Annotated in this window: 17 protein-coding genes; 11 read left to right on the plus strand and 6 right to left on the minus strand. The window is 69.7% G+C overall.

Annotated elements, in window-relative coordinates; genetic code table 11:
• Positions 1-15: 15 nt before the first annotated feature.
• Positions 16-1074, minus strand: coding sequence for an isocitrate/isopropylmalate dehydrogenase family protein (locus tag BM041_RS27625; protein ID WP_092963151.1), 1059 nt, complete (start codon positions 1072-1074; stop codon positions 16-18).
• Between the two features lie 117 nt (positions 1075-1191).
• On the opposite strand from BM041_RS27625, the gene BM041_RS27630 reads away from it, so the two are divergent.
• The 7 genes from BM041_RS27630 (at position 1192) to BM041_RS27660 (ending at position 9848) form a co-directional block, all read left to right on the plus strand.
• Positions 1192-2418 (plus strand): CoA transferase, encoded by a 1227-nt coding sequence (locus BM041_RS27630; RefSeq protein WP_092963152.1) that lies wholly within the window; start codon positions 1192-1194, stop codon positions 2416-2418.
• A gap of 1 nt (position 2419) precedes the next feature.
• Positions 2420-4087, plus strand: coding sequence for an acyl-CoA dehydrogenase family protein (locus BM041_RS27635; RefSeq protein ID WP_092963153.1), 1668 nt, complete (start codon positions 2420-2422; stop codon positions 4085-4087).
• 67 nt (positions 4088-4154) lie between these two features.
• Entirely contained in the window at positions 4155-5111 is a 957-nt protein-coding gene (locus BM041_RS27640; protein WP_092963154.1) for an aldo/keto reductase, read from the plus strand.
• Positions 5108-6073, plus strand: a complete 966-nt coding sequence (locus tag BM041_RS27645) for a CobW family GTP-binding protein (protein ID WP_092963155.1) — start codon at positions 5108-5110, stop codon at positions 6071-6073. The genes BM041_RS27640 and BM041_RS27645 overlap by 4 nt, the downstream gene beginning before the upstream one ends.
• 16 nt (positions 6074-6089) lie before the next feature.
• Positions 6090-7517 (plus strand): amidohydrolase family protein, encoded by a 1428-nt coding sequence (locus tag BM041_RS27650; RefSeq protein WP_175534211.1) that lies wholly within the window; start codon positions 6090-6092, stop codon positions 7515-7517.
• Positions 7502-8425, plus strand: coding sequence for an alpha/beta fold hydrolase (locus BM041_RS27655; protein ID WP_092963157.1), 924 nt, complete (start codon positions 7502-7504; stop codon positions 8423-8425). Before BM041_RS27650 ends, BM041_RS27655 begins: the two co-directional genes overlap by 16 nt.
• 31 nt (positions 8426-8456) lie before the next feature.
• Positions 8457-9848: an amidohydrolase family protein gene (locus BM041_RS27660; protein WP_175534212.1), complete on the plus strand. Its 1392-nt coding sequence runs from the start codon at positions 8457-8459 to the stop codon at positions 9846-9848.
• Here BM041_RS27660 and BM041_RS27665 read toward each other — a convergent pair.
• The 4 genes from BM041_RS27665 to BM041_RS27680 all read right to left on the minus strand — a co-directional run bounded on the left by BM041_RS27665 (position 9841) and on the right by BM041_RS27680 (position 14388).
• The gene (locus tag BM041_RS27665; RefSeq protein WP_175534213.1) at positions 9841-10869 is read right to left on the minus strand and encodes an ABC transporter substrate-binding protein; all 1029 of its coding nucleotides are present in this window, start codon (positions 10867-10869) and stop codon (positions 9841-9843) included. The two genes, BM041_RS27660 and BM041_RS27665, sit on opposite strands and share 8 nt — an antisense overlap.
• A gap of 104 nt (positions 10870-10973) precedes the next feature.
• Positions 10974-11945: a Bug family tripartite tricarboxylate transporter substrate binding protein gene (locus BM041_RS27670; protein WP_092963160.1), complete on the minus strand. Its 972-nt coding sequence runs from the start codon at positions 11943-11945 to the stop codon at positions 10974-10976.
• On the minus strand, positions 11942-12784 hold the full coding sequence (locus BM041_RS27675) for an alpha/beta fold hydrolase (protein WP_175534214.1): 843 nt from the start codon (positions 12782-12784) through the stop codon (positions 11942-11944). The genes BM041_RS27670 and BM041_RS27675 overlap by 4 nt, the downstream gene beginning before the upstream one ends.
• Positions 12781-14388, minus strand: coding sequence for an FAD-binding protein (locus tag BM041_RS27680; RefSeq protein ID WP_175534215.1), 1608 nt, complete (start codon positions 14386-14388; stop codon positions 12781-12783). The genes BM041_RS27675 and BM041_RS27680 overlap by 4 nt, the downstream gene beginning before the upstream one ends.
• Positions 14389-14473: 85 nt before the next feature.
• Between BM041_RS27680 and BM041_RS27685 the strand changes: the two genes are divergently transcribed.
• The 4 genes from BM041_RS27685 (at position 14474) to BM041_RS27700 (ending at position 20220) form a co-directional block, all read left to right on the plus strand.
• A complete protein-coding gene (locus BM041_RS27685; protein ID WP_092963163.1) occupies positions 14474-16480 on the plus strand; it encodes an oxidoreductase in 2007 nt (668 codons plus the stop codon).
• Between the two features lie 73 nt (positions 16481-16553).
• A complete protein-coding gene (locus BM041_RS27690) occupies positions 16554-17588 on the plus strand; it encodes an ABC transporter substrate-binding protein (protein WP_175534216.1) in 1035 nt (344 codons plus the stop codon).
• Between the two features lie 50 nt (positions 17589-17638).
• Positions 17639-19174, plus strand: coding sequence for an amidohydrolase family protein (locus BM041_RS27695; RefSeq protein ID WP_092963165.1), 1536 nt, complete (start codon positions 17639-17641; stop codon positions 19172-19174).
• Between the two features lie 41 nt (positions 19175-19215).
• Positions 19216-20220 (plus strand): aldo/keto reductase, encoded by a 1005-nt coding sequence (locus BM041_RS27700; protein WP_092963166.1) that lies wholly within the window; start codon positions 19216-19218, stop codon positions 20218-20220.
• 73 nt (positions 20221-20293) lie between these two features.
• Here the strand turns inward: BM041_RS27700 and acnA are convergent, their stop codons facing one another.
• Positions 20294-22882: an aconitate hydratase AcnA gene (gene acnA, locus BM041_RS27705; RefSeq protein ID WP_092963167.1), complete on the minus strand. Its 2589-nt coding sequence runs from the start codon at positions 22880-22882 to the stop codon at positions 20294-20296.
• Positions 22883-22897 lie beyond the last annotated feature (15 nt).

The following is a 22897-nucleotide window of genomic DNA, read 5'->3' on the forward strand; positions in this document are numbered from 1 at the left end:
GAGGGCAGGAAAAAATTAACGCTTCAGGCGCGCCGCGACCGCTGCACCCGCCGCGGCCGTGCCGAGCTTGCCGCCGATGTCGCGCGTGCATTCGCCGGCGGCGATCGCATCCGCCATCGCCTGCTCGATCGCCGTGCCGGCCTCCACATAGCGCGGCTCCCCCTTGCGGCGGCCGTGCCAGGACAGCAGCAGCGCGGCGGAGAGAATGAGGGAGGCGGGGTTGGCGATGCCCTGCCCCGCGATGTCCGGCGCCGATCCATGCGCGGCCTGCGCCATCGCCGTCTCCGCCCCCGCATTCAGCGACCCGCCCAGGCCGAGGCTGCCCGACATCTCCGCCGTGAGGTCGGAGAGGATGTCGCCGAACATGTTGGTGGTGACGATGACGTCGAAGCGCGCGGGATTGCGCACGACATGCGCCATCATCGCGTCCACGATGATTTCCTCGAGTTCGATCTCCGGAAAATCCTTCTGGACCTCCCGGCAGCACGCCAGAAACATGCCATCCCCGACGCTGAGCACATTGGCCTTGTGCACCGCCGTCACCTTGTTGCGGCGACGCCCCGCGAGTTCGAAGGCGCTGCGCGCGATGCGCAGGCAGGCCGGGCGCGTGATCTTGCGGAGCGAGACGACGACGTCGGGCGTGACGAGGATCTCCGCGTTGCCCGCTTCCATGTTGCGGTCGGCATAGAAGCCTTCCGTATTCTCCCGCACCACCACCAGGTCGAACTGGCCGAGCCGCGCGGGCATGCCCGCATAGGTCCGCGCCGGACGGATATTGGCAAAGAGGTCGAGCCCCTTGCGGAAGAACGCCGAGGGCCCGACCTGCTTCGCATCGCCCTTCTTGTAGTCGAGCGTCGAGGTCGGCCCCATCACGAAGCCGTCGGCCGCCTTCACGCGGTCCAGCAGTTCCGGCTTCACCGTGGTGCCGTGCAGGCGGAAGCTCTCCAGCCCCACCACATCATGCTCCATCTCGATGCCAAGCTGGAAGGCCTCGGAGGCTGCGCGGAGCACGCCGGTGGTGGCTTCCGTGATCTCGGGGCCGATGCCGTCGCCGGGCAGCACGATGATTTTCATGGGGGCCTTCCTTCTTGCCTGGCCCCGGGTCCATCACGGGTGGTCATTCAGGTCAAGGGTGGGCGGGCGCGGGCGGCGCGCTATACTGGCGGGTAGCAACACGCCCGGGGCCATCGCATGACCAGTGACGCCATCCTTGCCGATCTCAGCGTGGTGGAGGTCTCGGCCTTCGTCGCGGCACCGATGGGCGGCATGACGCTGGCGCAGATGGGGGCGGAGGTCATCCGCATCGACCCGATCGGCGGCAATATCGACCATGGCCGCTGGCCGCTCGCGCCCAATGGCAACAGCCTCTACTGGGCCAGCCTGAACAAGGGCAAGCGCTCCGTCTGCCTGGCGCTGAACACGCCGGAGGGGCGGGAGATCGCCACCGCCCTCATCACCCGCCCCGGCGAGGGCAACGGCATCCTGCTGACCAACCTGCCCGCCAGCGGCTGGATGAGCCATGCGGCGCTGTCGGCGAAGCGCGCCGACCTCATCATGCTGAAGCTGACCGGCAACCATGATGGGTCGGGCGCGGTGGACTACACCGTGAATTGCGCCAGCGGCTTCCCCATGGCCACGGGCACCGGCGGCGATCCCGTGAACCATGTGCTGCCGGCCTGGGATGTCGCGGCCGGGCTCTACCTCTCGACCGGCCTGCTGGCGGCCGAACGCGCGCGCCGGCGCGATGGCCAGGGGCGGGAAGTGACGCTGGCGCTGTCGGATGTGATGCTCGCGACGGTCGCCAACCTCGGCTATGTCGCGGATGTCCAGGTGAATGGCGCCGTGCGGCCGCCGCTCGGCAATGATCTCTACGGCGCCTATGGCAAGGATTTCCCGACCCGCGACGGGCGACGCATCATGATCGCCGCCATCTCCGGCCGGCAATGGAAGGCGATCGGGAAGGCGACGGGCCTCAGCGAGAAGATCGCGATGATCGGCCCCATGCTCGATGTGGACCTGGATGACGAAGGCGGGCGGTTCGAGGCGCGGCACGCCATCTCCGCCGTGCTGGCGCCCTGGTTCGCCAAGCGCACACTCGCCGAGATCACCACGGCCTTCGAGGGCAGCGGCATCCTCTGGGGGCCCTACCAGGATTTCGGGCAGTTGGTGCGGGAGGATGCGCGATGCTCCACCGCCAATCCGATGTTCGCGGACATCGACCAGCCCGGCATCGGCCGCCTGCTGGCGCCGGCCATCCCGCTGAGCTTCGGCGGCCCCGCGGTGCGGCTGCCGCCCGTGCCGGCGCCACGGCTTGGCGAGCATACCGACATGGTTCTGGCGGAACGCCTCGGCCTCACCATGTCGGCGATCGGGAAACTGCATGATGCCGGCATCGTCGCCGGCGCCAAGGATCACTGACATGGACGCGATGGTACGGATCGAGGCGCGGGACCTGCTGGCACAGGCCGGCGCCGGGCTGGTGGCGGCGGAACGCCTGGCCGATGTGGCGCGGCGCCAGGTGGCCGCGCTGGTGGCGCCGGGCGGCCGCGTGGATGCGGCGGCGCTTGAGCGCCACCAATTCGCGGCGCACGGCCTCGCCTGGGTCGCGACCTATGTGGAGGCGCTGCGGGAGACGCTGCGCTGGGCCGAACGGTTGCAGGAAGCCGGCCGCTTCACCCCGGTGGAGCAGGGCATCCTGCATCTCGGCTTCGCCGAGTACCTCGCACAGCTCGCCGGCGGCATTCCGATGAGCCAGGTGGAGATGGTGCGCCCGCAGGACCTTGGCGTTCCCGCCGAGGATGTGGCGCGCTTCCTGGCGGAACCTGCGCTCGCCGCGCTGTCCGATCCCCGCGCGCTGGAAGCCGTGCGGCATGATCTCGCGCTGTCGGCCGCGGAGGGGCTGTATGGCGCGCCGCATCTCCAGGATGAGCTGCTGGAAGCGACCTGGGACCAGTTCGTGAAGTTCGCGGCCGCCGAGGTCACGCCCTTCGCCCAGGGCTGGCATCAGCGCAACGAGCTGATCCCGCTCGACCTGGTCGCGAAACTGTCGGAGATGGGCGTCTTCGGGTTGACCGTGCCGGAGGAATTCGGTGGCCTCGGCCTCGGCAAGGTCGCGATGTGCCTGGTCTCGGAGGCGCTGAGCGCGGGCTATATCGGCGTGGGTTCGCTCGGCACGCGCTCCGAGATCGCGGCGGAGCTGATCCGCCTGGCCGGCACGCCCGAGCAGCAGCAGAAGTTCCTGCCGGGCATTGCGTCGGGCGAAATCCTGCCGACGGCGGTGTTCACGGAGCCCGATACGGGATCGGACCTCGGCAGCCTGCGCACCCGCGCGGTGCGCGATGGCGACATCTATCGCGTCTATGGCGCCAAGACCTGGATCACCCATGGGTCACGATCCGATGTGATGACCCTGCTGGTCCGCACCGATCCCGGATCGACGGGCTACCAGGGCCTGTCCATGTTCCTCGCGGAAAAGCCCCGCGGCACTGACGAAAATCTGTTCCCGGCGAAGGGCATGGCGGGGACGGAGATCCATGTCCTCGGCTATCGCGGCATGCGCGAATACGAGATCACCTTCGACGGGTTCGAGGTTCCCGCCTCCGCGCTCCTCGGCGGCGTCGAGGGCCGCGGCTTCAAGCAGCTGATGGAAACCTTCGAAAGCGCCCGCATCCAGACCGCCGCGCGGGCGCTCGGCGTCGGGCAGAACGCGCTGGAACTCGCGGTGTCCTATGCCCGGGACCGCAAGCAGTTCGGCAAGGCCACGCTCCATTTCCCCCGCGTCCACGGCAAGATCGCCTGGATGATGGCGGAGACGATGATGGCGCGGCAGCTCACCTACTTCTCCGGCCGCCAGAAGGATGCCGGAAGGCGCTGCGATATCGAGGCCGGCATGGCCAAGCTGCTCGCCGCGCGCGTCGCCTGGTCCAATGCCGACAACGCGCTGCAGGTGCATGGCGGCAATGGCTACGCCATCGAATACCCGATCAGCCGCGTGCTCTGCGACAGCCGCATCCTTAACATCTTCGAGGGTGCGGCCGAGATCCAGGCGCAGGTCATCGTCCGGGGGCTGCTCGGCCGGATCAACTGATCGCGGCGATTGACCCGCGCGCGGCACGGGCGAACACTCGCCCGTGCAAGGACAGGAGCGCGCGCGCATGGCACCGGAACGGCATCCCCTCGGCGGCACGGGGCTCTCCATCGCGCCGCTGATGTTCGGCGGCAATGTCTTCGGCTGGACGGCGGATGAGGCGATGTCCTTCCGCCTGCTCGATGCCTTCGTCGATGCCGGCTTCAACGCCATCGACACGGCGGATGTCTATTCCCGCTGGGTGCCGGGCCATGTCGGCGGGGAGTCCGAGACGATCATCGGCGCCTGGATGAAGGCCCGCGGCACGCGCCACCGCGTGATGATCGCGACCAAGGTCGGCATGGAACTCGCGCCGGACCGCACGGGCCTGTCGCCGCGCTGGATCGCGCAATCGGTCGAGGATTCGCTCAAGCGCCTGGGCACCGATCACATCGACCTCTACCAGGCCCACCGCCCCGATCCCGCCGTGCCCATCGCGGAAACCCTCGGCGCCTTCCAGCTTCTGATCGAACAGGGGAAGGTGCGCGCCATCGGTGCCTCCAACTACGACGCCGCGCAGTTGGCGGAGGCGCTGGATGTGGCGGAGGCCCAGGGTCTGCCCCGCTACGCGACCCTGCAGCCCAAATACAATCTGATGGACCGGGCGGAGTTCGAGGACGCGCTGCAACCCCTCTGCGTCGCGCGCAACGTCGCCGTCATCCCCTTCTACGGCGTCGCCGCCGGCTTCCTGACGGGCAAGTACCGCAGTACAGCGGATATCGAGGGAAGGCCGCGCGCCAAGGCCCTGGCGGCCTATGCGAATGACCGCGGCTGGCGCGTGGTCGCGGCGCTGGATGCCGTCGCGGCACGGCTGGGCGCGGCACCGGTGGAGGTCGCCATTGCCTGGCTGCGCACGCGCCCGGCGCTGGCCGCGCCCATCGCCTCCGCCACATCGCCGGAGCAGTTGGCGGCGCTGCTGCGCGGCGCGACGCTGGCGCTGGATGCGGCGGCGATCGCCACGCTGGATGCCGCCAGCACCGCATGAACCGGCTGCCGGTCTCGATCCTCACGGGCTTCCTCGGCAGCGGCAAGACGACGCTGCTCGCCCGCGCCCTGCGCGACCCCGCGCTGGCGGGCACGCTGGTGCTGGTGAACGAAGCCGGCGAGATCGCGCTGGACCATCTGCTGCTGGAAGCGGTGGAGGAGCGCGTCGTGGCGCTGCCCAGTGGCTGCCTCTGCTGCGTGGTGCGGGACGACATGGCGCGCGCGCTGGACCGCATCGCGACGCGGCGGCGCGCCGGCGATCTGCCGGATGTCACGCGGCTGGTGGTGGAAACCAGCGGCCTCGCCGATCCTGCGCCGCTGCTCTACACCCTGGCTGCCCTGCCGGCGCTGGAACGCGACTTCCGCGTGGATACGGTGGTGACGCTGGTGGATGCGGTGCATGGCGCGCGCGCGCTGGACCGGCACGCGGAATCCGCGCGGCAGGTGGCCATCGCGGACCGCATCCTGCTGACCAAATGCGATGTGGCCGAACCCGCGGACGCGCTGCTGGCGCAGCTGCGCGGACTGAATGCGGCGGCGGAACTGCTGCGTTCCGACGCCTGCGACGACCTGCCCGCGCTGCTGTTCCGCGACGCCTGGCATGGCGATGGCCGCCGCGGCGGCTGGCTGCGCTGCGAGGATGTGACCCCCACCCATGGCGCGGGGATCGCCACCCATTCGCTCGTATTGACGCAGCCCCCCACGCGCCTTTCCTTCGCGCGCATGCTGGGCCGCCTGGCGGCGGAGCGCGGCGAGGATCTGCTGCGCCTCAAGGGCCTGGTGGAATTCGCCGACCAGCCCGGCGCCCCCGTGCTGATCAACGCCGTGCAGCACACGCTCTACACGCCCGAACGCCTGGCGGCCTGGCCGGATGAGGACCACCGATCGCGCCTCGTCATCATCGCCCAGGACATGCCGCGCGACGAATTGCTGGACCGCTTCGCCGAAGCCGGTGCCGCTTGAGACAGGAGTGCCCGCGATGTTCGACACGCTGATCACCGGCGGCACCGCCGTCCTGCCGCAGGGTTGCATGCCCGCCGATATCGGCATCACCGGCGAACGCATCACCCAGATCGGGGAGGCCGGTTCGCTCGCCGCCATCGGCGCGCAGCGCGTCATCGATGCGCAGGGACAATTCGTGATCCCCGGCGGCATCGACCCGCATGTGCATTGCGCCTGGCCGCTGATGCTGCCGGGCGAGACGACAATGCGCTACAGCGCGCCGCCCGCGCAGGTCAGCCGCGCCGCGCTGTTCGGCGGCACGACGACGATGCTCGATTTCTGCGTGGTCCATCCCGGCGACACCATCCCGGACGCCATCGCGCGCCGCGACCGGGACTGGATCGGCGCCTGCCACGCCGACTACGCCTACCACGTGATGCTGCAGGGCAACGTCGCGCCGCAGACGCTCCTCGAACTCGGCGATGCCATCCGCGCCGGCCACAGCACGGTGAAGATCTTCACCACCGACATCACCCCCTCACGCCGCGGCCGCATGATCCCGCATGGCTCGATCTGGGAGATCATGAAGGTCACGGCAAAGGAAGGCGGCCTCGCCGTCATCCATGCGGAGGACAACGACCTCGTCATGCATATGTATGAGAAGCTGATGCGGGAGGACCGCATGGGCTTCGAGCATATGGCGGAGGTGCATTCCTCGCTGTCGGAGGACCTGTCCTTCAACCGCGTGATCCGCCTGGCGGAGAATGTCGAACACGCCGCGATCTACATGATGCACATCTCCGCCAGGACGGGGATCGAGGCCGTGGAGCGGTCCCGCGCCAAGGGCTTCCCGGTGTATGGGGAGACGTTGCAGCTCTATCTTCTGGCCACGCAGGACGACTACAGGCAGCCTGACGGCCAGATGTACCACACCTATCCCTCGCTGAAGGCGCCGGAGGACCAGGCCTCGCTCTGGACCGCGACGCGCACGGGCGGCGTCTCCTGCATCGGTACGGATGGCATCTGCTGCCCGAAGGACCAGAAGACCCGCGGCGTGCGCGTGGATGACGTGACCGGCGGCAATGTGACGATCGAGCCGCGCCTCGGCCTGATGTACACCCACATGGTCACGAAGCGCGGCTATTCGATGGAGGAGTTCGTGGCGCTGACATCGACGAATGCGGCGCGCATCATGGGCCTCTATCCGCGCAAGGGCGTGCTGGCGGTGGGATCGGACGCCGACATCGTGCTGCTGGACCCGACGCCGCGCATCCTCTCCGCCGCCACGCTGCACGAAAGCGACTACACGCCGTGGGAGGGGTGGGAAGTCACGGCCTGGCCGAGCCTCACCATGCTGCGCGGCAAGGTGGTGGTGGAAGGCGATCGCTTCCTGGGCGATGTCACCGATGGGCGCTGGCTGCCGCGCCGCATCGCCGCGGATATGCTGCGGTGCCCCGCGCTTTGACCCTCGCCGCCATCATCGCGCTGGTCGTCCTGCTGCTCGGCGGTGGCTGGCTCTACACGCCGGACAGGCCGCGCGCGGAGCTGGAGGCGCAATATGCCCGCCCCGCGGATTTCCAGCCCGTGGCAGGGCTGCGCCTGCATGTGCGGGACACCGGGCCGCGCGCCGCACCGCCCGTGATCTTCCTGCACGGCTTCGCTTCCTCCCTCCACACCTGGGAGGATTGGGCGAGGACACTGGAGAGCGAGTTCCGCGTCATCCGCTTCGATCTTCCGGGCTTCGGCCTGACGGGGCCGGACCCGACCGGCGACTACAGCGATGCGCGCAGCCTCGCCGTGATCCTGGCGCTGATGGACCATCTGGCGCTGCCGCGTGCCAGCATCGTCGCCAGTTCCATGGGCGGGCGCATCGCCTGGACCTTCGCGGCCACGCACCCCGCGCGCGTCGATCGCCTGGTGCTGATGGCGCCCGATGGCTTCGCGAGTCCCGGCCGCGGCTATGGCACCACGCCATCGGTGCCGCTGATCGCGCGCGTGCTGCCCTACACCCTGCCGGACATGATGCTGCGGCCGAGCCTGGCGCCCGCCTATGGCAATCCCGCCGTGCTGACCGATGCGGTGCTGGCGCGCTATCGCGACATGCTGCTGGCGCCCGGCATCCGCCAGGCGATCCTGGACCGCATGGCACAGGGCGTGCTGGTGGACCCCGTGCCACTGTTGCGGCGGATCGAGGCGCCAACCCTGCTGTTCTGGGGCCAGGCCGATGCGATGGTGCCCGTCGCCAACGCCGCCGACTACACCGCCGTGCTGCGCGACAGCCGCGTGGTGACCTTCCCCGGCATCGGCCATGTGCCGATGGAGGAAGCGCCGGCGGAAACCGTCATCCCGTTGCGGGATTTCCTGCGCCGCTGATACGCTCCCGCAACCCTCACCGGAGCCGCCCATGACCACCACGCTGATCATCGAGCCGCGCTGGATCTGGGATGCGGCCGGCGGCTTGCGCGGCGATCACTACGTGGTGGTGCAGGGCAACCGCATCGCCGATGTCACGCGCGACCGCCCGACGATGGAGGCGGAGCGCATCACGCTGCCGGACGGCCTGCTGATCCCGGGCTTCGTGAACCTCCACAACCACGCCTTCTCCGCGCCGCTGTTCCGGGGCCTGGCCGACGACATCGGCGATGGCGACCTGCCCGGCGACATCGTCTATTCCCTGTTGATGCCGATGGGCGACATCGCGGCGGAGACGCTGTCACCGGAGGAGATCGGTGATGTCGCGGAGATGGCGCTGCTGGAGACGCTGAAGGGCGGCTCCACGACGATCATGGATGTCTGGCGCCTGCAACAGGCGCCCTTCATCGAGCGCGGCAGGCGCCTCGGCCTGCGCACCTATTCCTGCCCCTACCTCTTCTCCACGCCGAAGATGGACATGACGCCGGACGGCAAGCCCATCACGGCCCCGCCCGCCGCCGATACCGGCTTCGACACGGTGCTGTCGCTGTTTCATCGATACGACGAAGGCCCGATGGGCCGGACGCGCGTGGGCTATGGGCCGCACGGCTTGGACACCTGCACGCCGGAGCTCCTCCAGCAGATCGGGCGCACGGCGGAGGAGATCGGCTGCCCCCTCACCATCCATGCGGCGCAGAGCCAGGTGGAGCTCGACATCGTGCGCGAGCGCTACGGCAAGTCGCCGATCGAGCATCTCCGCGACCTCCGCCTGCTCAGGCCCGGCACCGTGCTGGCGCATTGCGTGATGGCGACGGATGACGAACTCGCGATCATCAGGGAATACGGCGCCGCCGTCGCCTCCTGCCCCTATGCCTTCGCGCGCAGCGGATTCGGCGTTCCCTTCGCGCGGTTCCTGGACAGCGGCATCCGCCTCGGCGTCGGCACGGATGGCGTGGGGCTGGATATGGTGGCGGAGCTGCGCGCGGCGCAGATGCTGGCGAAGGTGCAGGCGGGCCGGGCGGGCATCGCCTCCGCCGAACGGATGCTGCGCGCCGCCACGGCCGATGGCGCGGCGGCGATCGGGCGGCACGACCTCGGCACGCTGGCGCCGGGCGCCACGGCGGACCTGCTGCTGTTCGACCTGGCGGGCGCACGCTACCAGCCCGTCTGGAACCCCTTGCAGGCGCTGCTGACCAATGGCGTGGCCGCCGATCTGCACAGCCTGCTGGTGGATGGCGTGGCCCTGCTGCGCGACCATCGCGTGGTGGTGGCGGATGAAGCCGCGGTGGTGAAGCGCGGCGCCGCGGCCATCCGGCGGGTCTGGGATACGGCCCGCAGCATGGGCCGCATCCCCAAGGGTGTCGCCGAGCGGGGCGCTATATGATCTTCCGATCCGCCGGCAGGAACCGATCCGTATAAGTGAAATCCATCGGCGGGCGGATCGGGATCTGGAAGGCCTCCGCCACCTGCGCGGCGGAGGCTTCGAAGCGCGCACGATCGACGGTGGAGACGCCATTGGCACGCACATTCGCGGTCAGCAGCGCGACCTCGTTGATCAACTCGTTGCGGCTGATCTCGATGGCCTCGTCGATCAGCGCCTCCCGCCGCTTCAGCGACGCCATGGCGGCGACGGGATCGGCCAGCATGGCGCGAAGCCCGCGGATGGTGGCGGCGATGAAGGCGGAAACGGCCTCTGGGTTGCGCTCCGCGTAGTCCTTCCGGACCACGAGGCCGGAGGAATACAGCGCCACGCCCCAGCTGTTGTATTGCAGCCAGCCGATATCGCCGCGCGGCACGCCGGCGCCCACCATGTTCAGCGCCGTCGTCGTCAGGAAGCCCAGCGTCGCATCGGCGCGGCGCTGCACCACCATCGTGTCCCGCAGTTGTGCCGTCACCGACAGCAGCTCGATCTTCGACATGTCGAGCTGGTTGGCGCGGGCGAAGATGGGGAAGAGGAGGCGCGTGCCCTCCCCGTCCGTCACGCTGATCTTCCGGCCCTCCAGGTCCTTCGGCTTCGTGATGCCGGAGGATTTCAGGAAGATCGCCGCATTCGGCGAGGCATCGTAGAGGATGAAGACGGAGGTGAGTTGCGCCGTCGGGTTCTCATGGTTGAACTTCAGCAGCAGGTTGGTGTCGGCGAAGCCGATATCGTAGGTGCCGGCGGCCACCTTCGTCATGGTGTCGCCGGATCCGAAGCCGCGGTCGATCTGCACGTCGATCCCGGCTTCGCTGAAAAAGCCGCGATCGGCCGCCAGCGTCCAGGCGGAATGCGCGGACTGCCAGGTCCAGTCCAGGCAGAAGCGGACCCGGCGCCGCGCCGCCTGGGCGCGCACGCCTGGTGCGGCAAGGATGCCGGCCGCCAGGCCGGTGGAGAGCACGCTACGCCGTGTCGGTGCACGCATCATGGGCATCCTCCTGCTGTATACGCCGAAGCCGCGACCGTGCGGCAGACAAGCCTGCCGTTTCGATCGCGTTCGGAGCAAGAGACTTGCAAGGCGTGTGCCGGGAATCAGTCGGCCGTCGCGCCGGTGGCGCGCACGACCTCGCCCCACACCCGTACCTCCTCCTCGATGAAGGCGGCGTACTGGGCGGGCGTCATGTCCGGCGCATCGGCGGTGAGTTCGTTGTAGCGCTGCCGCACCGCGGGCAATTGCAGGATGGCGCGGATCTCGGTGTTCAGCCGCTCCACCACCGCCGGCGCCATGCCCTTCGGCCCCGACACGCCGAACCAGGAATAGGAGGTCATGCCCGGCAGCCCGGCCTCCGCCAGGGTCGGGATGTTCGGCAGGTGCCGGTTGCGCTGCGCATCCGCCACCGCGATGGCCCGCAGCGTGCCGTCGCGGAGATGGCCGATGGAGGACGGCAACCCATCGACGAACAGCCCGACCGTCCCGGCGATGACATCGATCAGCGCGGGGCCCGCACCGCGATAGAGGATGGGGTTCATCCTGATGCCCGTCGCCAGCCCGATCCGCATGCCGAGCAGATGCGTCGTCGTGCCATGGCCGGAAATCGCGAAATCCAGGCCGTCCGGCCGCATGCGGCCGATGCGGATCAGATCCGCCATCGACTGCGCCTCATACCGCGGATTGACCACGATGGCGGTGGAGGTGGTGGCGGCCAGCGCGATATGCGTGAAATCCGCCATGGAATCGTAGCGCACATTGCGGAACAGCGTCGGCGAGATGCCGTGCGACGCGCTGTTGGAAACGACCAGCGTGTAGCCATCCGGCGCCGCCTGCGCGACCTGCGCGGAGGCCAGCGTGGCCCCGGCGCCGGGCCGGTTCTCCGACACCACGGGCTGGCCGAGCCGTTCCTGGAGGTTGGCCGCCAGGATGCGCGCGACGATATCCGTGGTGCCGCCGGGCGCGAAGGGAACGACCAGCCGGATGGGGCGTGCCGGCCAGGCGGCCTGGGCCAGCGCGGGCAGGGGCAACATCGTGGCACCCGCCAGCAGGGTGCGGCGCTTGATCACCGTCATGGTTCGTCTCCTCGTTGTGGGAAGGATTGTGCATCCAGGAACCGCGTGAAGATCGCGGCGGTCGTGGCGATGTCCGCGCTGCCGGGCGTTTCCACCATCGTCGCGTCCGGCAGCAGCGCGGCCGCGCGATGGCGCTGGGGGAAGACGTTGTCGGTGCGCGCGAAGGCCAGCAGCGCGGGGCTGCGCAGCAGCGGCAGGCGATCCTCCATCCGGTAGCGCAGCGCGGCGTGGTAGGCGCGCGGATAGGTCGTGCCGTTCCGCAGCACCTCCAGCAGCTTCGCATGGATGGCGGCGGCGGAAGGCGGCGGGCCGGCGCGGCGATGCGCGGCGTCCCTTTCGAACCAGGGGAAGTAGCGGAAATAGGCGCGGCACATGCCGAAGGCCGCATGCAGGTAGTCGCCCTCCGCATCCGGCACGATGGCGGGCGCGACCTGCGCCAGCATGGCCTGGCGCGCGGCCTCCTCATAGAAGCCGACGCCATCCAGGATCACGCGGCGCGCCCGCGCGGGGTGGCGCAGCGCCGCCTCCACCGCGATGCGCGCGCCGAGATGCGCGCCGTGGATGTCCACCTGCGGCAGGCCCAGCGCATCCAGCAGCGCCACCAGCGCATCGGCCAGGTCGTCGATCTCCGGTTGCGGCATCGGCAGCGCGTCGCTCTCCCCGCAGCCCGGCAGGTCCGGCACCAGCACCAGGCGCGTGGTCGCGATCAGCCCGGCCGCGGGCAGCAGCGACGCGCCATTGGCGGCGCCACCATGCAGCATCACCAGCGGCACGCCGCCATCCCCGCCGATGCGGTAATGCACCTGCCCCCAGGCCAGGTCGGCGAAGCGGCGCTTCATGCGGCGGCGTGCCGCGCGGCGAGCCATCCGAAGGTGAGGCCCCGCATCAGCGACACGCCGGCCTGGTAGCCTGCGCCGGATTCCGTCGGCGCCGCCGCATTGCCGCAGGCATAGAGACCCTGGATCGGCCGCCCCCGCACATGCTGCACGCGCGCATCGGGGTCCGTCAGCAGCCCCGCGGCGGAGATGCCGCCGAGCCGGATGCGCACCGCGCAAAAGGGCGCCTGCGCCAGCGTGCCGAGATTGGGATGCGCCGCGTTCGGATCGCCGGCGGTGGATCGCGCGAAGGCGGAGGAGCCGCGGCCATGGTCGCTGTCCTCGCCCCGCGCCGCGCCCTCATTGAAGCGCGCGACGGTGGCTTCCAGCGCGGCGCCATCCAGCCCGATCTTCGCGGCCAGTTCACGCAGCGTCGGCGCCTGAATCACCCATTCCGGAATCGGCGCGCCCGGTGGCCGTCTCGCAAAGCTGTATCTCGAAAAATACTGGGCATCGAAGAGCATCCAGGCCGGCAGGTTGGGGTGCCGATGCTGGCCCAGGTCGAAGCGCGTCAGCCCCGCCACCACATGCTGGAACTGGCTTTCATCGCAGAAGCGCTGCGCGCGGTCGTTCACCACGATGCTGTGGGGATAGGACAGGCCGCGCAGCCCGGCACTGAAGAAGACCTCGCCCTCCATCGGCGCGGGCGCGGGGATGGCATAGCCCACCAGCATCGCCAGGTTGTTCGGCACGCGCCAGGTGGCGGCGCCGATCTCGCTGCCCATCACCAGGCCATCGCCTTCGATGCTGCGCGGGAAGATGTTCATCCAGTCGGGCAGGCCCTCGAAGCGATTCACCAAATCGTCATTGCCCTCATAGCCGCCGGTGGCGAGGACCACGCCGCGCCGCGCGGTGATGCGCGTGCCCGTACCCTCCACGCCGCAAACGCGCCCGCCTTCCACCAGCAGGCGCTCGGCGCGAAAGCCGGCCAGGATCGGCACATCAGCCGCCATCAGGCACTGCAGAAACTGCCCCACCAGCGCGGGGCCAGCGGCCAGCAGGCGGCCGGCGCGGCGTGCTTCCAGCTCCGCCTCCGGCCAGGTGTTGCGCGCGCCGAGCCCACCCCAGGCGATGGCGTCGCCCCAGCTGACGCCGGCCTCGTTGTAGACGCCTTCCTCCAGCCGGTTGCCCCAGGGGCCCAGCGCGTCGCGCATGATCGGCGCGGCTTCCACCATGCGGCCGTCGCGGGACGATCCCGCCGCACTCGGGAAATAATGGTCCGGCAAGCCGCGCAGCAGCCGCATTGCCACGCCGGCATCGGCGAATTCGCGCAGCGCGATGCGGGAGGCTTGCAGATAGGCCTCCGTCATCGGCGGCAGCGCATAGCCGCCGGAGAGGAAGCCCATGTAGCGCCGCGCATCGTCCAGCGTATCGGAGAGGCCGGCCTCGGCCATCAGGTGATTATCCGGCACCCACAGCCCGCCCAGCGACGATGCCGTGGCGCCACCGATGCGTTCTGATTTCTCGATGACCGCCACGCGCATCCCGCGCATCACGCCCGCCAGCGCGGCGGCGACGCCGGCGGCACCGGTGCCCGCGACAACCCAATCGACGTCGAGTTCCGTCACCACCACCGTTCCTGTCTCCCCGCCGCAGTCTTGACGCGCCGCCCCGCGCTGGCAAGGCTCGGCGCAACCAGGAAAGCACCGCGCCATGAACGCCACGCCCTACCCGACGCTGTTCAGCCCCATGCGGCTCGGCCCCAAGGTGGCGCGGAACCGCACCTGGATGAGCGCGCATGCGACGCTGCTGGTGAAGGACCACGTCTTCACCGATGAACACGTGGCCTATTACGCCGAACGCGCGAAGCACGGCGTGGCCGTCATCACCATGGAATGCATGGCGGTGCACGAAACCTCCCTGCCCTATCGCGGCAAGGCGCTGTCCTATGACCCGCGCATGGTGCCTCAGTACCGCAAGATCGCCGATGCGGTGCACGAACACGGCGCGCTGCTGCTGGCGCAGCCCTGGCACCGGGGGCGGGAGACGAATTCGGTGGCCTCCGGCCATCCGGTCTGGGCGCCCTCCGCCGTGCCCTGCGCGGTGTACCGGGAGATGCCGCATGTCATGACCGTGCAGGACATCGACGCGATCCGCGAAGGCTATCGCCTGTCGGCGCGCCATGCGCGCGAAGGCGGCCTTGATGGCGTCGAGGTCCATTCGATGGCGCATGGCTACCTGCTGAACCAGTTCCTCTCCCCCGCCACCAACCATCGCGACGATGCCTTCGGCGGCAGCCTGGAGAATCGCCTGCGCCTGGTGATGGAGATCATCCAGGCGACGCGGGAGGAGTGTGGCGCGGACATGATCGTCGGCGTGCGCATCAACAGTGATGACGGGCATGAGGGCGGGCTGCGGCCGGATGACTGGGCGGAGATCGCCGCGCGCATGACGGCGTCCGGCCTGGTCGACTACGTGTCCTGCAGCCACGGCACCTATCTCAACCGGATGCTGATCTACCCGACCTCACCCGAAAGCCACGGCTTCCAGATGGCGGCGACGCGGAAGGTGAAGCAGGCGGTGGACAAGCCGGTTGTCGGCGTGGGCCGCATCGTGACCCCCGCGGAGGCGGAGAAGCATCTTGCCGCCGGTGACTGCGATTTCGTCGCCATGGCGCGCGCGCTGATCGCGGACCCCGAATGGGTCGCCAAGGCGCAGCGGGCGGAGGCGGAGGACATCCGCCCCTGCGTCGGTGCGAATTGGTGCATGTCCTCCATCTTCGCGCAGGCGCCCATCGCCTGCATCCACAACCCCGCCGCGGGGCAGGAACGCGAACTCGGCGCGGGCACCTTGAAGCGCGCGGAGCGGCCGAGGAAGGTCGCCGTGGTCGGCGGCGGCCCGGGCGGCATGCGCGCGGCGCTGACGGCGCGGCAGCGCGGACATGAGGTGACGCTGTTCGAACGCGGCCATGAACTGGGCGGGCAGGTTCGCCTCTGGTCCCGCGCGCCGTCGCGCACGGAACTCGCCGGCGTCGCGGATTGGCTGGAGGGCCAGATCGTGAAGGCGGGCGTGCAGATCCGCACCCAGACGATCGCAACGGAAGACATGCTGCTGGCGGATGGCTACGACTCCATCGTTATCGCCACGGGATCGAAGGGCCTCCGCCATGGCTGGACGCCGCTGCGGCCGGAGAAGTGGAATGGCGCGCCGGTGCCCGGCACGGACCAGCCCCATGTCCTCTCCTACATGGAGGCGCTGCGCGACCGCATCGCGCCGGGCCAGCGGGCACTCATCTATGATGGCCTCGGCGGGCGGCAGGCGGTGGTGACGGCGGAATACCTGGCCAGCCAGGGCGCGCAGGTGGAATTCGTCACCTGGCTCGGCCAGCCCGCGCCGGACCTCGCCGCCAGCCGCGACTGGGGCAAGACCTATGGGATGCTGAAGCGCATGGGCATGCGCTTCGCGACCGATCTGGAACTGGTCGCGATCGAGGGACCGACCGTGCGCCTGCGCGATGTCTATACGAAGGAAGACGTGGTGCGGGAGGGGATCGACACGGTGGTGCTGGCGCTGGGGGCGGAGGCGCAGGACGGCCTGTTCCACGCCCTCGCCCCGCGCCGCGCCCAGGGCCTGGACCTGCGCCTCATCGGCGATGCGCTGGCGCCCCGCCGGGCCGACAGCGCGATCAAGGAAGGCGAGGCCGCGGGGCGGGCGATCTGAACATGAAGGATCGGCAATAATTGGCCCGGTTCTTGCTGGCGGAGGGCGGCACAATCCCGGAAGGAACCGCCCCATGCCCTTCACCCGCCGCGCCCTGCTGGCCGCAGCCCCCCTGGCGACGCTGGCCGCCCCGGCTTCCGCCCAGGCGCTGACGCCGCTGCGCTTCACGCTGGATTGGCGCTTCCAGGGCGTCCATTCCTGGTACTATCTGGCGCGGGACCGCGGCTGGTTCCGGGAAGCCGGGCTGGACGTGACCATCGACCAGGGCGACGGGTCCGCCAACACCATCACCCGCATCATGTCGAATGCCTACGAAGCAGGCTTCGGTGACATGAATGCGATCATTCAGCAGGCAGCCAACCGGCCCGGAGAGGCGCCGGTGATGGTATACCAGATTTACAACAAGGCCCCCTTCGCCCTGCTGGTGAAGAATTCCTCGGGCATCCGGACCATCCAGGACCTCCAGGGCCGCCGCATCGGCGGCTCCGCCGGTTCGCCGGCGCTGCGCCTCATCCCCATCTTCGCGCGGCTGAACAACCTCGACATGGCGCGGAACGAGGTGATGAACATCGCCCCCGCGATGCAGGAGCCGATGCTCCTGCGCGACCAGTTCGACATCGGCGCCGTCTTCACCGTGACCGCCTACATCAACCTGCTGGCGCTGGGCCAGAACCCGGACCGGGACTATCGCTTCTTCCTTTTCGCCGACCACGGCATCGACATCTATTCGAACGGCGTCATGGCATCCCAGCGCATGATCCGGGACCGGCCGCAGCAGGTGCGCGGCATGGTGCATGCCATCAACCGCGCGATGCTGGAGACGGTGCGCAACCCCGCTGTCGGCGTCCAGGCCATGCAGCGCGTCGACCCCACCTTCAACCAGGAGATGGAGCGCCAGCGCATCGACTTCGCCTGGCGCACCATCATCGCGACGGAGGAAGCGGCCCGCGTCGGTGCCGGGGACCTCGACGATGCGCGGCTGGGTCGCGCCATCGCGCAGGTGGTGGAGGTGTTCGAACTGCCGCGCACGCCGCGGCCGGATGAGGTCTTCAACCGGACCTTCCTGCCGCCCGCGGCGGATCGCGTCGTGGTGCCGGTCCGCGCCTGACACGGCGCGTGGCTTGCAGGGCCTTCTGGCCTGACGGACAGGAGGCCCCCATGCCCATCGCGCCCGCGCTGCTGATCCGGGGTGCCCGCGCCTTCACCCCGGGCTGCGACCCGCATCGCCCGGCGGTGCGGGACGTACTGGTGGTGGGCGACCGCATCGCCGCCATCAGCGACCCCGATGGCCCGCCCCTGGTGCCGCCACCGGGCGCCGAGATCATCGATGCGCGCGACAGGCTCCTCATGCCCGGCCTCGTCAGTGCGCATTACCATTCCTACGACGCGCTGCTGAAGGGCCGCTTCGAGGACATGCCCTTCGATGTCTGGGCGCTGCATTCGCAGCCCGCCTATTGGGGCAGGCGTTCGAAGGCGGAGATCCGCGCGCGCACGCTGCTCGGCGCGATGGAATGCCTGCGCAACGGCATCACCACCATCCAGGACATGAACAGCCTGGTGCCGCAGGATGAGGAGACGCTGGATACCATCCTCTCCGCCTATGCGGAGATCGGCATCCGCGTGGTCTTCTCCATCGCACTGCGGGATCTGCCGGACCTCGACATCGCGCCCTTCATGGCGCCGGATTTGTCGGTGGAGGCCGCGGCGATCATCGGCGGCAAGCCTGGCGACCCGGCCGCGGACCTCGCCTTCGTGGAAGCGCAGCTGAAGCGGCTGCGGCCGCTGCCGGCGCGGCTGCATTGGGCGCTGAGCCCGTCGGGACCGCAGCGATCCTCCACCGCCTTGCTGGAGGGCATCGCGGATCTCTCCGAACGCTACGGCTTGCCGGTCTTCACGCATGTCTATGAAACCCGCGCGCAGCTCGCCAAGGCGCGGCGCATCTACGGCGCGGATGGCGGATCGATGGTGCGGCACATGGCGCGCATCGGCCTGCTGACGCCGCGCACCACGCTGGCCCATGCCGTCCACATCACGGAGGAGGAGATCGCGCTGGTCGCAGAATCCGGTGCGGGCGTCGTCCACAATCCGCTGGCCAACCTGAAATTGAAGAACGGCGTGGCGCCCGTGGCGGCGATGAAGCGCGCGGGGGTGCGCGTCGCGTTGGGCTGCGACAACAATTCCTGCAGCGACTGCCAGAACCTGTTCCAGGCCATGAAGATGATGAGCCTGCTGGCCGCGGGCAGCGATGCCGAACCCGCCGGCGTGCTGGCCTGCGACGCCGTGGAAGCGGCGACCACAGGCGGCGCCAGGGCCGTGGGGCTGGACGCCGAGATCGGCACCATCGCCCCCGGCATGAAGGCGGATTTGCTGCTGCTGGATCTGCGCGACCCCGCCTGGCTCCCCTTCACCAGCGCCACGCGCCAGCTCGTGTTTTCCGAGACGGGCCGCGGCGTGGATACCGTGCTGGTCGATGGCCGCGTGGTCGTCCGCCATGGCCGCCTGACCCTGCTGGACGAGGCCACCTACCGCGGCGAATTGGCGGAGGTGATGGAGCAGGTGGAGGCCGATTTCGCCCGGCTGCTGCCCCGCCAGGCCCCCGCCATCGCGCCCCTGCTGGACGCCAATGCCAGGCTGGCGGCACAGGACCTTGGGCTGGACCGCCTGGCCGGCGGCGGATTGCGCGGGCGGCGCTGAGCCACCATTCTCCGGCCCACCAAACGGGCAGGAAGCAACAGATGAACTACCGCAAGCTGGGCCGCAGCGGCCTCAAGGTCTCGCCCCTCTGCCTCGGCGCCATGATGTTCGGCGATGCGACGACGGAGGCCGACAGCCACGCCATCATCGCCCGCGCCAAGGAGCAGGGCGTGAACTTCATCGACACCGCCGACACCTACAATGGCGGGAAGTCGGAGGAAGTGGTCGGCCGCGCCATCGCCAAGGATCGCGGCTGGTGGGTGCTGGCGACGAAGATGGCGAACCCGATGGAACCCGGCCCCAACGGCCGCGGCCTGTCCCGCTACCACGCCATGCGCGCGGTGGACGCCAGCCTCAGGCGCCTGAACACCGACGTCATCGACATCCTCTATCTGCACAAGGAGGATCACGACACGCCACTGGCGGAGGTGGTGCACGCGCTGGCCGACATGATCCGCGCCGGCAAGATCCGCTATTTCGGCGTTTCCAACCACCGCGCCTGGCGCGTGGCCGAAATCTGCCGCCTCTGCGACGAAGCCGGCATCGACCGCCCCGTGGTCAGCCAGCCCCTCTACAACGCGCTGAACCGGATGGTGGAGGTGGAACACCTACCGGCCTGCGCGCATCTCGGCCTCGGCGTGTTTCCCTATTCGCCGCTGGCGCGGGGCGTGCTGACGGGCAAGTACCGCGCGAATGTCGCACCGCCGGAAGGCACCCGCGCCGCCCGCCGCGACAAGCGCATGATGGAGACGGAATGGCGGCCCGAAAGCCTGAACATCGCCGCCGACATCGCCGCCCATGCGGCGACGCGGGGCGTCTCCGCGGCGCAATTCGCCCTGGCCTGGGTGCTGAACAACAAACTCATCACCGGCGTCATCGGCGGCCCCCGCACGATGGAACAGTGGGAGGAATATGTCGGCGCGCTGGAATACCGCTTCACCGCGGAAGATGAGGCGCTGGTGGATGGGCTGGTGACGCCGGGGCATCCCTCGACGCCTGGCTACAACGACCCGGCCTACCCGCTGGAAGGGCGCATCGCGCGATAAGGGAAAACAGGGGGAGCGCTGCTCCCCCTGACCCCCCTCGCCAGGGTCCAACCGGACCCTGGACCGGGAGGTTTCAGGTGGCGCCGGCCAGGGCAGCGTGTAGCACGCCGCCAGCGCGCATCCACGCCACTTCGCGCAGCGTGTCGACGCGGCAAAGCAATGTCGCCTCCACAACCTCGCCATGGCGTCGCGTCACACGCAGCGTCACCACCAGGCCGGGGCGCAGCCCGTCTGCCAGGCCGACCAAGTCGAAACGCTCGGTGCCATCCAGCCCCAGCGTCAGCCGCGTCACGCCCGCCGCGAATTGCAGCGGCAGCACACCCATGCCGACCAGGTTGGACCGGTGGATGCGCTCGAATCCCTCCGCGACGATGGCGCGGATGCCGAGCAGGCTGGTGCCCTTCGCCGCCCAGTCCCTCGATGATCCCGTGCCGTAATCCTGGCCCGCGACGACGATCATCGGCGTTGCCTCCTCGCGGTAGCGCCGCGCCGTCTCGAACACCGTCGCGACATCGCCGCTGGGCTCATGCCGCGCGAAGCCGCCTTCCTGCTCCACCATCTCATTCCGGATGCGCGGATTGGCGAAGTGACCACGCAGCATCACCTCATGGTTCACCCGCCGCGCGACGAAACTCGAGAAATCCTTGTCGGGGACGCCGATGCCGCGAAGGTAGTCCGCCACCTCCCCTCGGCGCGGGATGGTCCCGCCCGGGGAGATGTGGTCGGTGGTGATGCCGTCGCCCAGCAGCAGCAGCGCGCGGGCGCCGAGGATATCGCCGCTCACAGGCGCGGCGCCGTCGAAGAAGGGCGGCTTCAGGATGTAGGTGCTGGCGGGGTCCCAGGCGAAGGTGGGGCCGCTGCCGCCGGTGATGGCGCGCCAGGCGGGATCGCCCGCGGTATCGGCATAGCCGCGGCGGAAGGCATCGGCGGTGATGAAGCGCGCCAGGGTTGCCGCCAGCTCGGCGGGATCGGGCCAGAGGTCGCGCAGGAATACCGGCGCGCCGTCTTCGTCCTCCCCCAACGGATCACTCTCCACATCGCGCAGGACCGACCCCGCGATGGCACTGGCCACGACCAGGGCGGGCGATCCGATATAGGTGGCGCGCACCTGCGGATGGATGCGGCCTTCGAAATTGCGGTTGGAGGACAGCACCGCGGCCGCCACCAGACCGTCACGCTCGATCGCCACGGCGGCCTGGTCCAGCAGCGGGCCGGAGAACCCCGCGCAGGTCATGCAGCCGAAGCCCGTGAGGTGAAAGCCCAGCGCATCGAGGCTGTCCTGCAACCCCGCGTCGCGCAGGTATTCGGCGACCACGCGCGACCCGGGGGATAGCGAGGTCTTCACCCAGGGCTTCGCCCGCAGCCCCCGCCGCACCGCGTTCCGCGCCAGCAGCGCCGCGCCGATCATGGCAGCTGGGTTGGAGGTGTTGGTGCAACTCGTGATCGCCGCGATCACGACATCGCCGTGCTGCAAGGGACGGTTGGCGCCAAGGCCTGGCACGGGCGTCTCCGCGATTTGCGGAAAACCCTGGCGCAGGCTGGAAGGAACGTCCCGCAGCGCGCGGCGGTCCTGCGGGCGCTTCGGGCCGGCCAGGGCGGGCTCGATGGCGGCAAGGTCGATCTCGACCTTGTCGCTGAAGACCACGCCTTCCCGCTCGCTCCCCCACATCCCCTGCGCCTTCGCATAGGCCTCGGCCAGCGCGATGTCGGCCTCGTCCCGCCCTGTCAGGCGCAGGAAGCGGATGGTCTCCGCGTCGATCGCGAAGAAGCCCATGGTGGCGCCGTATTCCGGCGCCATGTTGGCGATGGTCGCGCGGTCCGGCAGCGGCAGCGCGGCCACGCCGGGGCCGTGGAACTCCACCAGCTTGCCGACCACGCCCTGGGCGCGCAGGCGCTGCACCACGGCCAGGACGAGGTCCGTCGCCGTCACGCCCGGGCGCAGCGCGCCCACCAGGCAGCAGCCCACGACGTCGGGCACCGGCATGAAGATCGGCTCGCCGAGCATCGCCGCCCCGGCCTCGATGCCCCCCACGCCCCAGCCCAGCACGCCGAGCGCATTGACCATCGGCGTGTGGCTGTCCATGCCGACCAGCGTGTCGGGGAAGGCGTGCCATTCGCCATCCCGCTCCATGCTCCAGACCGGCCGGGCCAGGTGTTCCAGATTCACCTGGTGGACGATCCCCGTGCCCGGCGGCAGCACCCGGAAATTGTCGTAGGCCTGCTGCGCCCAGCGGATCAGCGCATAGCGTTCGGCGTTGCGTTCGTATTCCAGGGCGAGGTTGCGCGCGAAGGCGTGGGGCGATCCGCTCTCATCGGTGGCCACCGAATGATCAATGACGAGGTCCACCGGGATGCGCGGGTTGATCCGCTCGGGCGGCACGCCGCGCGCCACCATCGCGTCGCGCATCGCCGCCAGATCCGCCAGCAGCGGCACGCCGGAACTGTCGGGCATCAGCACGCGCACGGGGTGGTAGGCGATCTCCCCCGCGCCGCTGTCGGGCCAGGCGGACAGCGCGGCGATATCGGCCGCCGTCACGCTCTCTCCATCCTGGTGCCGCAGCAGGTTTTCCAGCAGAACCTTGATGGAGACGGGCAGCCTGGTCAGGCCAGGGTCCAGCGCCTGGATCGCATAGGCGCGATCCCCCACCACCAGGACAGCCATGCCGCGCTTCCCCCA

Source organism: Falsiroseomonas stagni DSM 19981 (genome assembly GCF_900114315.1).
In the GTDB taxonomy this organism is placed as follows: Bacteria; Pseudomonadota; Alphaproteobacteria; order Acetobacterales; family Acetobacteraceae; genus Falsiroseomonas; species Falsiroseomonas stagni.

Coding starts and splice junctions, on each gene's coding strand:
- BM041_RS27625 (WP_092963151.1), bottom strand. CDS start 1,074: ATGAAAATCATCGTGCTGCCCGGCGACGGCATCGGCCCCGAGATCACG.
- BM041_RS27630 (WP_092963152.1), top strand. CDS start 1,192: ATGACCAGTGACGCCATCCTTGCCGATCTCAGCGTGGTGGAGGTCTCG.
- BM041_RS27635 (WP_092963153.1), top strand. CDS start 2,420: ATGGACGCGATGGTACGGATCGAGGCGCGGGACCTGCTGGCACAGGCC.
- BM041_RS27640 (WP_092963154.1), top strand. CDS start 4,155: ATGGCACCGGAACGGCATCCCCTCGGCGGCACGGGGCTCTCCATCGCG.
- BM041_RS27645 (WP_092963155.1), top strand. CDS start 5,108: ATGAACCGGCTGCCGGTCTCGATCCTCACGGGCTTCCTCGGCAGCGGC.
- BM041_RS27650 (WP_175534211.1), top strand. CDS start 6,090: ATGTTCGACACGCTGATCACCGGCGGCACCGCCGTCCTGCCGCAGGGT.
- BM041_RS27660 (WP_175534212.1), top strand. CDS start 8,457: ATGACCACCACGCTGATCATCGAGCCGCGCTGGATCTGGGATGCGGCC.
- BM041_RS27665 (WP_175534213.1), bottom strand. CDS start 10,869: ATGATGCGTGCACCGACACGGCGTAGCGTGCTCTCCACCGGCCTGGCG.
- BM041_RS27670 (WP_092963160.1), bottom strand. CDS start 11,945: ATGACGGTGATCAAGCGCCGCACCCTGCTGGCGGGTGCCACGATGTTG.
- BM041_RS27675 (WP_175534214.1), bottom strand. CDS start 12,784: ATGAAGCGCCGCTTCGCCGACCTGGCCTGGGGGCAGGTGCATTACCGC.
- BM041_RS27685 (WP_092963163.1), top strand. CDS start 14,474: ATGAACGCCACGCCCTACCCGACGCTGTTCAGCCCCATGCGGCTCGGC.
- BM041_RS27690 (WP_175534216.1), top strand. CDS start 16,554: ATGCCCTTCACCCGCCGCGCCCTGCTGGCCGCAGCCCCCCTGGCGACG.
- BM041_RS27695 (WP_092963165.1), top strand. CDS start 17,639: ATGCCCATCGCGCCCGCGCTGCTGATCCGGGGTGCCCGCGCCTTCACC.
- BM041_RS27700 (WP_092963166.1), top strand. CDS start 19,216: ATGAACTACCGCAAGCTGGGCCGCAGCGGCCTCAAGGTCTCGCCCCTC.
- acnA (WP_092963167.1), bottom strand. CDS start 22,882: ATGGCTGTCCTGGTGGTGGGGGATCGCGCCTATGCGATCCAGGCGCTG.